The organism is Prosthecobacter sp., from assembly GCF_046154365.1.
Classification (GTDB): Bacteria; Verrucomicrobiota; Verrucomicrobiia; order Verrucomicrobiales; family Verrucomicrobiaceae; genus Prosthecobacter.
Genome location: NZ_JBJXFV010000225.1, coordinates 25,170 through 37,438, shown reverse-complemented (window position 1 = coordinate 37,438; position 12,269 = coordinate 25,170). Strand labels below are relative to the sequence as shown.

The window sequence follows — 12,269 nt, the reverse complement described above, 5'->3', positions numbered from 1 at the left end:
TCAACTGAGCTTATTGCGCGGCGGGATCGACCCGGAGGATGCCTTTGCCGGTGCGTTGGTGGATTTGCTGCTGGCGTTCGGTGATGATGAGTTCGCAGGTCAGCTCTTTGTATTGGCCGAGCAGGGCTTCGTTGGTGGCGGTGACGGGAAAGATGAGCGTTTTGTCGCCGGATTTGAGTTTGGGCGGCGTGGTGACCGTGACGCCTTTCGGCAGGCCGAGCAGCGTCGCGGTGGCTTCGCCATCGAAGCGTTTTTTGTGCTCGACGGTCCACTCGATCTGCGTGGTGCCGCCGCGCCGCACGGCGGTGGGTTTGTGGGTGAGCATGACGTAGGGTTCAGTGACGTTGAGATGGATGATGTTGGAAGCCACGCGGACGCGACCCACGCCGGTGTAGTCCCAGCCACCCGTGGTGGATGCGGTGAGAGCGAACTGATAGGCGCCCGGTTTGGCGAACTCGTTGGCGTGAAGATGCATGACCGACTCGCTTTGATCTGCGGGCACCGTGATCGTTGATTCGCCGTTGACGCCTGGCGGCAACCAGTCGCACTGGAATTCGATGGGTTGCTTGAAGCCGGCGTGACGGGTGATTTTGACCGCGAGAGCGAGTTCGCCGTTTTGAGAAAGCGCGATCTCTGGCTGAATCACGTCGATGGTGAACGGCGCGGGATCGGTGACGGCGAGCGCGTATTGATCGACGACGACGCTGTTCCAGGCCCGCCCGCCCGAGTGATTGAGAAAACAGAAGCCTTGCTGCGAACTGCTGAGCAATGGCGTGCCGTCCGTGGCCTTGGCAAGCAAGCTGATGAGCGCGACCTGCGGCGGTGCGCCGGCAGCGGCGATGAACTGAACCTGCGCCTGCTTCGTGTTTGCTGGAATGCGTGGGGCGATCATCTTCACGCCATCGGGCAGGTTGTTGGCCACGAGTTCGATCTCGCCCACGTAGCGGTTCCCCTGGCCTTCGGCGAGATGCACGCTCACAGACCAGCGATTGCCCTGCGGGATGGTGAGTCCGGTCAGACGCGTGGATTCGCTGTCGTCAAAGGCGCGCGCGGTGAAGTAAGTGACGACTTCATCACCTGCTGGCTCGATCTCGATGCGATAGACGGAGGTAGCATCGCCAAGTCCGCGCATGTCGTCGATGGTGAGCACATAATCGCCGTCTTGCTTCGGTTCCCACACGATGGAGGGATCAAGACGCTCCTTGCACTGAAACCCGCCGGAGATGCCCATCATGCCGTGAAGCGAGCGCGCATCGAGCGTGGCGTCATCGCCTTCGATCTCGGGCGTATCGGCGTCAGCACGGCGAATGGCGATGTGCGGGTCGAGCGGCGTGCCGAGCGAGCGCGCAAACACGCGCACCCGCCAGCGCTCACCTTTCTTTGCGGTGATGCGGAAGGCGTCGGCGTCGCCGGGCTGCTCGATGATGCCGTTCAGAGCTGCCGGGAGTGATGGGACGGGCGTGTCATCGGTGGCGGCTTCGAGAACGTTGCCATAACGGCTCACGCGCATCGGCAGCGGCGATGGCATGTCGTCGTAGAAGTCGAAAGCACCTTCTTTGGCGGGCAGCGCGATGGTTTTGCGAATGTCGCCCGTCGGATCGCCGATCAGCGTGGCTTGCAATGGCTTGCCAGCGGGGCCGCCAGCGGGATAAACGACCAACGGACGGCTGTGGGTGCCGATGTGGGCGAGGTAGAAGCAGTGATCGCCGGTGCGGCTGTCGTAGATGCGTTGTTTGATCTCGATGAAGTACTCACCATCGCGCGGCAGCAGCATGGAGAGCAGCGGGTCTTGCAGGTGCAGGGCATTGTCATCATTACGCGCGAGTTCGCGGCCGTCGGCATCGAGTACACGCAGGATGTGATCAAACTCCGCGCCGCCGTAAGTGACCTCGGTGAGGCGCACGGCGTCGATCTCGATGGAGAGCCGCATGCCCGCCTTGCCGCTGATCTTGTAGCAGTCGATGTCGGCGACTTGGGAGCCTTTGTCATAGAGACTGCCGAGCACGGCGGTGCCGGGTTTCACCAGTGTCGCCGTCGCGCGGCTGCCGTTCACATCGCGCTGGCCCTCGCCTTCTTCCATGATCGGCGCTGCGGTGACGGCGAAGGTGCTGAGCGAAGTCAGTTCCGTCGGCGTGCGCACCTTGAACGGATGCAGGCCCACGGGGCAGTCCGCCGCGATCTCGAAGCGACACAGCACTTTTTCTTCGCTGAAACCGCCCATGCCCATCTTGCGCGGTGCTGGCAACGACGGCAGTGGCTTGGTGCTCGTACACTTGATGCCCGGCCGGTAAAACAACACCTCGCGTGCCTCCTTGATGATCGCGCCTTCGAGCGTGACATCGACCGCAGTGCCACGCTGTGCTGCGCGCGGCGTGACGAACTCGATGTGAAACACCCGCTCGCTCACCGCCAGCGCCGTGACAGCGAAACCGAAGATGGCAGCGATGGTCAGAGCCGTGCGCATGAATCCGTTCACGGTTTGGCCGCGACGCTGTTGAGTGCAGGATCGACGCGCAGAATGCCCTTGCCGGTGCGCTGGCGGATTTCCTGGCCGCGTTCCTTCACGACGAGTTCGCAGGTCAGCTCTTTGTATTGGCCCATGAGCGCCTCGTTGGTGGCGGTGATGCCGAAGATCAGTTTGGCATCACCGGCCTTGAGTTTGGGCGTGCCGACGACACTCACGCCCTTGGGCAGGCCGAGCAGGATGGCTTCAGCCTCGCCGGTGAAGGGCTTCTTGTGCTGCACCTCCCATTCGATCTGCGCGGTGGCTCCGCGACGCACGGCGGCGGGGTGGTTCTTCAGCGCGACATACGGCTCGGCGATGGTGAGATCGATGAAGTGGGTCGCGCTGCGAATGCGGCCGACACCGAGGTAATACGAGCCACCGGTGGTCGATGCAGTCACCGCGAGCTGCCACACGCCGGGCTTCGCATTGCCGTCCGCCGTGAGGTGCATGATGGCATCGCTCTGGCCTGCGGGAATGGTCACGGTGGGTTCGCTTTGCACGCCGGGCGGCAGCCAGTCGCATTGAAATTCCAGCGCATCGTTGAAACCGGGCTGGCGCGTCACTTTGACCTGCACCGCGAGTTCGCTCTGCTGTGAGAGCGGAATCTGCGGCTGCACGAGGTCAAAGCTGAAGGGCGCGGCCTCGGTGACGGCGAGCGCATATTGATCCGTGACGACGGTGTGCCACGCATGGCCGCCGGAGCGATTGATAAAGGGAAAACTCTGCTGGCAGCGGCTGACGAGCGGCGTGCCGTCCACCGCACGGCATTGCAGCGTGATGAGCGCGACTTGCGGCTTCACATCCGCAGTGGCGATGAACTGCGCCTGCGCTTGTTTCGAGCCGGCGACGATGCGTGGCGCGATCATGCGCACGCCTTCCGGCAATCCGGTGGCGACGAGTTCGAGATCGCCCTTGCAGCGGTTCCCCTGCCCTTCGGCGAGGTTGATGTTGACGTTCCAGCGATTGCCCTGCGGCACGGTGATGCTGGTCAGGCGGGGACATTCGACGGCATCGATGACGCGCGCGGCGATGAAGGTGCTGACTTCATCGCGCACCGGCTCGATCTCGATGCGATACACCGAGAGCGCATCGCCAAGGCCGCGCAGATCAGACATGGTGAGCACGAAATCGCCGTCTTCCTTCGGTTCCCACACGATGGACGGGTCCATCTTCTCCTTGCGCTGAATTTGCGCCGACATCGCGTAGAAACCGCGTTCTTCGAGCGTGGCGTCGTCGCCTTCGATCTCGATGTCGTCGCTGCCGGCGCGATGGATGGCGATGCGCGGGTCGAGATTGCTGCCGAGCGTGCGGGCGAAGACACGGATGCGCCAGCGCTGGCCTTTTTTCGCCGAGAAGCGGAAGCTGTCGTCGTCACCGGACTGCTCGATGATGCCATTGAGAGCGACGGGCAATGTTTTCACCGGCGTTTCGGCCGCGCCGCGCTCTTCGAGCACATTTTCGTAGCGGCTCACGCGCATGGGCAGCGGCGAGGGCATGTCGTTGAAGAGATCGAAATCGCCGTCGGTGTCGGGCAACGCGATTTGCGTTGTCTGATCGCCAGCAGGATCACCGAGCAGGGTGGCGGAGAGTTTTTTGCCAGCCGGACCGCCAGCGGGATACACGGCGAGGGGGCGTGAATGACTGCCGATGTGGGCGAGGTAGGTCGCGGAGCCGTTGAAGACCGGCTGCTTGATCTCGACGAAGTAATCGCCATCGCGCGGCAGGATCGTCGAAACGATGGGGTCTTGCAGATGCAGGGCGCTGTCGTCGTTGCGGGCGAGTTCGCGGCCCTCGGCATCGAGGATGCGGGCCATGAGGTCATACTCCGCGCCGCCGTAGTAGCGCTCGGACAGCCAGACGGCGTTCACTTCGACCGAGAGATGCCGGCCTGCTGTGGCGCTGACGCGGTAGAGATCGACGTCAGCGAGCTGGGAGTTCGTGATGTTGCCGCGCACACTGGTGCCGGGCTTCACGTCGAGTGCGGTTTTGAGCGTGTCGTTGCGCCCCTGGCCTGGCTCAGCCTCATCCACGATGGTGTACGGCGTGACGGCGAAGGTGCTGAGCATGGTCAACTCCGTGGCGGTGCGCAGACGAAAGGGATGAATGCCGAGCGGACAGTCGGCAGCGATTTCGAACCGGCAGCGCACCATGTCCTGCGTGAAGCCGCCGTGAATGCCACTGCGCGGCTCCGGCAGAGACGGCAGCGCTTTGATCTCCGTGCAGCGGACGCCTGGGCGGTAGAAAAGAATCTCGCGCGGGTCTTTGAGATGCGCGCCTTCAAGGGTGACCTCGAGGGTGGTGCCACGCTGGCCGGCACGCGGCGTGACGGCTTCGATGTGATGGACCATCGGTCCAGCGAGCACCGGACCGGCGAGGCACAAAGCGCCAAGAATGTTGGCAAGAACTCGCATGACGTTACGCGATGATGCCTTTGACGACCTTGCCGTCCTTGATGATCTCGATCGGGCGCGTGCCGCCGAAGGCCATCAGCTCTTCATTCGAGTCGATGCCGAGCTGGTGATACACGGTGGCCAGGAAGTCTTCGAGCAGCACTTCATCCCGCGCAGGCTCGGCCGCCGTGGCATCAGAGGCACCGTAGATCTGTCCGCGCGTGACGCCGCCGCCGGCGAGCATCATCGAATACACACGCGCCCAGTGAGCGCGGCCGTTGTCCTTGTTGATCTTCGGCGTGCGGCCAAACTCGCTGGTGATCATCACCAGCGTGCTGTCCAGCAGACCGCGCTGTTCGAGATCGTTGATCAGGCCACTGACGGCGTGATCGAGCGCGGGCAGGTGATCGAGGCTGGTGTCCTTGATGCCGACGTGCGAGTCCCAGGAGCCGTAGTTCACCGTCACGAAGCGCACTCCGGCCTCGACCATGCGCCGTGCGAGCAGCAAACGCTCGCCGACGGCGGTGGGCTGGTTGTTTTTATGCTTGTAGCCGCGGCCGTAGAGTTCGCGGGTGGCGTCGGTTTCGCCTTCGAGCGAGAAGGCGCGGCGGGCCTCGTCGCTGGTCAGCAGCGAATAGGCGCTGCGGTTGAACTCATCCATCGTGTTCAGCTTGTCGGTGTCCGCATCGAGCGCGCGCAGATGCTTCTCCACGATGTCGCGTCCGGCCTTGCGACGCGCGAACTGCTCCATCGACACGCCCGCTGGGATGCTGAAGTCCTTGACCTTGAACTCGCCCGTCGCCCCCGGATCAGCGTTGAGCTGGAACGCCGCGTATTTGCTGCTGAGAAAGCCCGTGCCGCCGCCGAAGCCGTTTAAGCTCGGCACCGCCACATACGGCGGCAGACCTTTGCGCGTGCCAAGCAGATGCGACACCACCGCGCCCATCTGCGGGTAATCAATAACCGTGGTCGGCGTGTAGCCGGTGAACAGGTGATACGTCGCTTGGCCGTGATCCGGGATCTTGCCGACGACGGAGCGCACCACGGTCATTTTGTCCGCCACTTTCGCCAGCCGCACGAAGTTCTCGCTGAAGATTTCCCCCGTGTTCGTCTTCACCACGCCAAAGGCCCCGCGATACTCCGTCGGCGCCTCCGGCTTCGGATCCCACGACTCCTGCTGCGACATGCCGCCGGGCAGATTGAGATGGATGATGCTCTTCGCCCTGCCCTCCTTGAAAAATCCCGGCTCCACCACTGCGCGGGCCTGATGCTTGAGCAGATCCGACAGGCTGAGGCCCAAGGCACCGCAAAAGCCGATGCGCATGGCCTCACGGCGGTGAAGGTTCATCTGCTGGAAGCCGGGGCAGCCGGTGCGGGCGGGTGTTTTCATGGGGGAAAGAGTTACAGCCGGGAGGGATGCCTCTATCACGATTTTTTTTCGCGGACGATGCGGCCTTTGCACGCGCCGAAAGCATGCCTCATACTGCCGGATGAAATTGCATCTCGCAGGCCAGTCCGTCGCCGTGTTTGGAGCCGCCAAGGGCATCGGCAGGGCGATTGCGGACGGGTTCGTGGCGGAAGGCTGCACAGTGCGCGGTTTTGATCGCGAGAAGAGCGCGGATTTCATCACGACCGGCGATGTGACGGACTTTGAGGCCGTGAAAGCCTTCGCGGCTGGGTTTGATAGCGTGGATCACGTTGTCTTCTCTGTCGGCGCAGGTTCAGGGAAGTTTGGGTTTCCGTTTTGGAATCTCGAGCCGTCGGATTGGGCTCGCGTGCTGGAGATTAACTTGATCGGAGCCGTGAATGTGGCGCACGCCTTTGCGCCAAAGCTCATCGAGCGGGGCAACGGCTCGATCTTGTTTCTAGTCTCCGTGGCGGGGCAGATGGGATCGCAGACCGACCCGCCCTACAGCGCGTCGAAGGCGGCGTTGATCAACTTCACCCAATGCGCCGCCAAGGATCTCGGCCCGCACAACATCCGTGTGAACGCACTCGCACCCGGCATGGTGAAAACAGAGCTGAATCAGTCCATCTGGGCCGCCGGGCAGAAGAAGCTGCCGGAAGATCAGCGCCGGAGCTTTGATGACTGGGCGGCGGAGAAGATCAAGAAGGTCTCTCACCTCGGCCGCTGGCAGATGCCGGACGAATATGCCGCGATGGCGACGTTTTTGGCCTCGGATCATGCCAAGAACATCACCGGCCAGACGATCAACATCGACGGCGGGCAGGTGATGCATTCATAGTAGCCATCATCGCTCCGCGTGATGAGCTGGGGGCTTTCATCGAAACGATGCGTTTTGTTGTTCGAGAATCTTCCGTTGGGGCGAGAGCGCTCAGCTCGTCACGCGGAGCGATGACGGCTACTGTTCATACAGCCGGAACAAGCCGCTGTGATCGAGATCGCCGAAGCCTTTTTCATGCACAAACTTCTCCCACTGGGCGAGCGAGTTTCGAAGAGTCGGTGAATCGAGGCCGACGGAATCGGCGAGCTGGGACATGAGGCGCACGTCTTTGAGTTGGAGCGTGGCGCGGCCACCGGGCGCAAAGTCACGCCGCACCATGCGATCTCCATGGAGATCGAGGATGCGGCTTTCGGCGAAGCCGCCGAGAAGGGCTTTGCGGACGAGGGCTGGATCAACGCCGGAGAGTTCGGCGAGGCGCAGGGCCTGCGCGACGGCGTCGATGGTCTGGGCGACGATGAGCTGATTGGCGAGCTTGGTGACCTGCCCGCTGCCGCTGGGGCCGAGATGGGTGATGTTTTTGCCGCAGGCCTGGAAGATGGGTAAAGCGCGCTGAAAATTCGCGTCACTGCCACCGGCCATGATGGTGAGCGTGGCGGCCTCGGCGCCGACCTGACCGCCGGAGACGGGCGCATCGACCCAGTTCACGCGTTCGGCCCATTTTTTGGTCTCGGGGACGCCCGTGGTGCCGAAGTCGATGATGAGGGCATCTTTGTGCAGGCCTTCGATCAAGCCGCCGGGGCCGAAGACGATCTTTTCGACGACGTCGGTCATGGTGAGATTGATACAGATGACTCCGGGGCCGATTTCGCGAGCGAGATCGGGCAAGTTGGCGGCGCGACGCATTCCGAGTGCCACAGCGGCTTCGGCGGGCGCTGCGCTGCGGTTCCAGACGACCACATAGGCTCCTGCCTCGTGCAAATGGCGCGCGTTGGCCCGACCCATGTTGCCGAGTCCGACGAATCCGATCTTGTGTCCTGCGAGAGGTTGGTTCATGCGCATGCATAGCATGGTCATGGGGGGATTCTATCTGCCGTTTGGGGATGAACAGAGACGATATTCCTCCGGAAAGAGAGTCGTGCTGGCAGGAATGCCCTGTTTGAAGGCGGCAGCGGCGGCCTGATCGTTGGCGGCCAGGAAGATGGCGTGAAGGGCGGCATGCTCACCAGGCGTCCAAGCGCAGGGCTGGGTGAGCAAGGGCAGGTAGGACCGCAGCTCTGTCGTCTGGCCGAGGCGTAGGCGCGCGAAGGCGACGAGAAAGGCGCTGTAGGTGTCCTGCGGCCGGTCGCGGCGTTGCGCCAGCGCCTCGGCCTCGACGACCTCGACGCTCTGCCCGCAGAGGACACGGTAATAGCGGATCTGCCGGAGCAGATCCTGATTCCAGGCCTCACTCTCCGCACGGCGCAGGAGTTGCCGCAGCACCACAGCAGCGGAGGCACCGGTGAGTCGCGCCTCCTGGATGAATGCGTCCACGGCAAAATGGGCAACCGGGTAGCGTGGATTCAAAGCCTCGGCATAGGCGATGCAGGCAGTGTCATGACGGCCAAATTCAGCGGCCATGCGGGCGACAGCGATGAAACTGCCCTGCGCACCCTGCTTGCGCGCCTGCGCGAGAGCGCCGGCCAGCAGCACATCACACCGCGAGGATCTGCCGCCCGTGGCGAGCAGTTCCAGGTGCGCCTGCATGATCGCCTGGAGCGCGCGTGGCAGCGGCATGGCCGGGTGATTGATCAATTGGGCGGCCTGGGGCCATTGTTTGAGCATCATGAGGCTGTCGAGCCGCGCCGTGCAGAGGCCGGTTTCCCTCAGGGCGATGTCGTGGGTGATCCATTCCAGCACCAGGGCGTGCTCGCCATGCCGCTGAAGCATTTTGGCGATGGAAAGCCGCTCATCAGCGCCGGTGGATTTCTCCTGCGCGAACGTGCCGCGCAGCCAGGCATGCAGCCGCGCCTGGCCGTGGCCGGTGGCATCGAGAGAACACTCGAGCAGGCGCTGCATGACGCGGCGTTCGAGGATTTTCCACGGCATGGCGTCAATGAGCCGGGCGAAACGGGCGCGCTGCGCGGCATCGGCAATGGTCATGGATGACAGCGTCCAGAAGCATTGGAGGCGCAGCGTGGGATCGTAGTCACGCATGGTTTTTTCAAAGAGATCAAGGAGCTGCGTGATGCCCGCCTGCTGACGGTCCGCCGCAGGGGAGAATGCCTGCGCCTTGCCGCTGTCAAAAGCCGCGGCGTGGTCCTGCGGGAGGCTGACGAGGACTTTGCCGAGCGCATCCTGGGCGCTGGCGTGATCCCCTTGCGTGCTGGCGACCTCGGCCTGGGCGCGCCAAAGGCCGGGAGACTCGTTCCCGCCACTAGCGAACTGCTGCAGGGCGATCTGTGCGCCGGAGCGGTCATTGAGACGGGCGAGCACGGCTGCGCGGCGCAGCCCGTCCTCAGGAGTCATGGCATTCCCACGCGCGAGGTGCTCATAAAAGAAACGGGAATGGGCGGGCATGCCGGCCTTGTCGGTAAGCACGGCGAGCGCACGGATGACGTCTGGCTCGTCGGGGGTGCGCTGGAGGGCGCGGAGAAGTATCTGGGTGCCGGTCCGCACCTTGGACTCATCCTGCAACAAGGGAGCGGCGCGTTGCACGTCCCAGCGCGACCAGATCCGCTTCACGTTCTGCTTGATCTGCCGGCCATGGACGCAGGCAAACACCGCCACGATGAGTGTCAACGTGACGACCGTCCAAGGTGCCCACTTACGCACTAGGGCGTGGACGCGAACTCCCGGAGGCGCGTTACACGGAGAGTGTGTGGCCTGGACAGCGAGCATGGGGCGGGGAATTCAGCGTGTGTGCTGGCGGCGGCGGCGCAGCAGCAGGCCGTAGAGGCCCAGGAACGTGAGCGCGATGCGGCCGGGCTCTGGCGCGATAATGCTGAGGATGCCAGAGCTGGAATCAAAGTTCCAGGCCTTGTCATTCCCGCTGAGCAACGGGGCGATGATGCTGGCGAGAGCGAAGTTGCCGGTGCGGGTGCCGGCGTTGGTGACATCCCAGAGCCGCCACTGATCACCGATGGCCCAGGCGGACATGTTGCTCGGGTTGCCGATGATGAGCGTGGAACCGCTGAGCAGGGAAATGTCGCCGTAGAGGATGAGCAGATCGCTGGCGTTTAGGGTGCTGGTGTTGTTGCCAGCGCCGACACCGCTGAAAAGATCGAAGCGCAGGCTGCCCGTGCTTCCCAAGGTGATCCCGCCAGTGGAACTGCCAATTTCGAGCGTGCTGCTGACGGCGGAACCCATCGTGACATCACCGACTGACAACGTGCCGTTGATGGCGATGTTGTTGCCGCCGCTATTCACGCGGCCGGTTCCGGAAAGAATGGCTCCTGCATCAATGGTGAGCGCACCGGTGCCCGTGGCGGAGCCAGTGAGGTTGGTGACGTTCAAAACGCCGCCGCTGACCATCGTGCCGCCGGTGAAGGTGTGCGCGCCGCTGAGCGTGGTGGCCCCCGCGCCGGTTTTGATGAGCGAGTTGATGTTTCCGCCAGAGTTGGTGAGTGCGGAGCCGAGTGTAAAGGATTCGCCGAGCGGTGCTGAGAGCGTGATGGTCTGCGCACCGGCCAGTGGAGCACTCTGCGTGATGTTGCCGACGACGATGGCTCCTGCGGCGTCATCGTAAGCCCAGCCGTTGATGGTGCCGGAGCCTGTGTTGCTCACGGTGAGGTTCATCCAGCCGTAGCGCGTGGCTCCACCCGGCGCAGCTTCAAATTGGAAGCCCAAATTGCCCGCCGTGCCGATTTGAAACTGATTCAAGGCCGGACCGACATGCGTGATACTGCCGCCCATGCCGGTGGCAAAGGTGCTGGCACTGCTGATGATGATTCCACTGCTCAAATTGACCGCTTGATCGATTCCTGTCACCACAGGCCGGACGAGGGCTTCATTCGTGATGTAAACTCCGCCGTAGAAAGGGTTGATCCACGGCCCGGTGGCCCAGCCGGCAGGTTCAGTGGTCGTGGTGGACCCGGTGACGAGGTTCAGATACACACCGTCGAAATTCAGCGGCACGGCGATCTCCTGGTAGCCGCTGTAAATCACCGCGCCGCGTGCGGTGATGCCACCGAGCATCAAAGCACAGACCAGCATGTGAATATGGAAGCGGCGTATCACGGGGAGAGGCTGATGCTGACGCGGAAGAAGCGTGCCTTCCGTCCACCAACGAGCGGCGGATACGGCACGCTGACGACTTGATAGACGCCGTCATCCGCCAGCACGACGGGCACGACGGCACTGGACTGCCAGAAGGTCAGGTTCGCGCTGAACTGTGGCGTGTAGAGAAGTCCATCGGCCAGATGGTTTTTGCGGCGGATGAACACAGCACGGAAGTCGAGACCGGTGGTCACGGGTTCAAAGGCGACCACGGGCTGGCCGGTGGAGCCGATGCTGCCGCCACCGGAGAAGGTGCCGTTGTATTGCAGCGCGGGCGTGCCGCTGCTGTTGCTGGTGGGCAGGGTGCCAAAGGCAAACTCCAGGAGATTCGTGAGGCCGTCGCTATCGGAGTCATCGTTCGGGCCGGCGTTTCCAGGGCTGATGAGGCCGTAGTATTGCACCTGCCAGGCATCATCGACTCGGTCTCCGGCATAGGGTGCGAAGTTGTCGAGATGAGTGTTGAGAACGGTGAGTGCCAGCGTGTCTGTGAGTGATTGATAAGCCGCATACACCACCGCCGCGCCGTCTTGATACACGATGGACGCCGTGGCAAGACCGCTGCTGCTGATGCCGCTGAGCGGGCCGCTCTGCACGCTCCACGCGATGCTTTCCGCCGCGAGAGGCGAAGTCGTGGCATCGTCGAAAAGCAATGTGGCGATGAGCTGGCGTGTGCTGCCTTCATTCACCGTCGAAGGCGAGGCCGCGAGGTCGAGCGCGGTGGCGTCAAAGAGCTGCCCGGCATGACCGCTTCTCGAAAGAAGGTTCGCAGACGAGCCAGCACTGCCGGGCGCATTGGAAAAATCGGCGGTGAGATTGGCCGACGTGCCGCGCAGGCCGCCGGTGTCGATGGTGGAGGGCGTCAGCGAGTAGTTGGCGCTGCTCCCAGCATGCAAATGCATGCAGGCGGCGAGAAAGAGGAGCATGAGGCTGCGG

At 63.2% G+C, this 12,269-nt stretch carries 8 protein-coding genes; 1 reads left to right on the top strand and 7 read right to left on the bottom strand.

The features are described 5' to 3' along the window. Positions 1 to 10: 10 nt before the first annotated feature. From ACKVY0_RS28830 to ACKVY0_RS28820, 3 genes are read right to left on the bottom strand one after another with little or no spacing between them, the layout of a single operon-like run. A complete protein-coding gene (locus tag ACKVY0_RS28830; protein ID WP_409218341.1) occupies positions 11 to 2,464 on the bottom strand; it encodes a serine protease in 2,454 nt (817 codons plus the stop codon). Positions 2,465 to 2,472: 8 nt separating this feature from the next. Next, on the bottom strand, positions 2,473 to 4,917 hold the full coding sequence (locus ACKVY0_RS28825) for a serine protease (RefSeq protein ID WP_409218340.1): 2,445 nt from the start codon (positions 4,915 to 4,917) through the stop codon (positions 2,473 to 2,475). 4 nt (positions 4,918 to 4,921) lie between these two features. Then, positions 4,922 to 6,286, bottom strand: a complete 1,365-nt coding sequence (locus tag ACKVY0_RS28820) for a DUF1501 domain-containing protein (RefSeq protein ID WP_409218339.1) — start codon at positions 6,284 to 6,286, stop codon at positions 4,922 to 4,924. A gap of 100 nt (positions 6,287 to 6,386) precedes the next feature. On the opposite strand from ACKVY0_RS28820, the gene ACKVY0_RS28815 reads away from it, so the two are divergent. Continuing rightward, positions 6,387 to 7,142: an SDR family NAD(P)-dependent oxidoreductase gene (locus tag ACKVY0_RS28815; RefSeq protein WP_409218338.1), complete on the top strand. Its 756-nt coding sequence runs from the start codon at positions 6,387 to 6,389 to the stop codon at positions 7,140 to 7,142. Between the two features lie 117 nt (positions 7,143 to 7,259). On the opposite strand, the gene ACKVY0_RS28810 is transcribed toward ACKVY0_RS28815, so the two are convergent. The 4 genes from ACKVY0_RS28810 to ACKVY0_RS28795 all read right to left on the bottom strand — a co-directional run bounded on the left by ACKVY0_RS28810 (position 7,260) and on the right by ACKVY0_RS28795 (position 12,259). After that, positions 7,260 to 8,135 (bottom strand): NAD(P)-dependent oxidoreductase, encoded by an 876-nt coding sequence (locus ACKVY0_RS28810; RefSeq protein WP_409218337.1) that lies wholly within the window; start codon positions 8,133 to 8,135, stop codon positions 7,260 to 7,262. Positions 8,136 to 8,165: 30 nt separating this feature from the next. Beyond that, positions 8,166 to 9,860 carry a tetratricopeptide repeat protein gene (locus ACKVY0_RS28805; protein ID WP_409218336.1) on the bottom strand — a complete coding sequence of 565 codons (1,695 nt, stop codon included), beginning with the start codon at positions 9,858 to 9,860 and terminating at the stop codon, positions 8,166 to 8,168. 111 nt (positions 9,861 to 9,971) lie between these two features. Continuing rightward, positions 9,972 to 11,273, bottom strand: coding sequence for an autotransporter-associated beta strand repeat-containing protein (locus tag ACKVY0_RS28800; RefSeq protein WP_409218335.1), 1,302 nt, complete (start codon positions 11,271 to 11,273; stop codon positions 9,972 to 9,974). Positions 11,274 to 11,293: 20 nt separating this feature from the next. After that, positions 11,294 to 12,259, bottom strand: a complete 966-nt coding sequence (locus ACKVY0_RS28795; RefSeq protein WP_409218334.1) for a hypothetical protein — start codon at positions 12,257 to 12,259, stop codon at positions 11,294 to 11,296. Positions 12,260 to 12,269: the final 10 nt, after the last annotated feature.

Bases quoted from the DNA above. Each gene is read 5' to 3' on its own strand.
- ACKVY0_RS28815 (WP_409218338.1), top strand. From the start codon at position 6,387: ATGAAATTGCATCTCGCAGGCCAGTCCGTCGCCGTGTTTGGAGCCGCC.
- ACKVY0_RS28810 (WP_409218337.1), bottom strand. From the start codon at position 8,135: ATGAACCAACCTCTCGCAGGACACAAGATCGGATTCGTCGGACTCGGC.
- ACKVY0_RS28800 (WP_409218335.1), bottom strand. From the start codon at position 11,273: ATGCTGGTCTGTGCTTTGATGCTCGGTGGCATCACCGCACGCGGCGCG.
- ACKVY0_RS28830 (WP_409218341.1), bottom strand. From the start codon at position 2,464: ATGCGCACGGCTCTGACCATCGCTGCCATCTTCGGTTTCGCTGTCACG.
- ACKVY0_RS28820 (WP_409218339.1), bottom strand. From the start codon at position 6,286: ATGAAAACACCCGCCCGCACCGGCTGCCCCGGCTTCCAGCAGATGAAC.
- ACKVY0_RS28795 (WP_409218334.1), bottom strand. From the start codon at position 12,259: ATGCTCCTCTTTCTCGCCGCCTGCATGCATTTGCATGCTGGGAGCAGC.
- ACKVY0_RS28825 (WP_409218340.1), bottom strand. From the start codon at position 4,917: ATGCGAGTTCTTGCCAACATTCTTGGCGCTTTGTGCCTCGCCGGTCCG.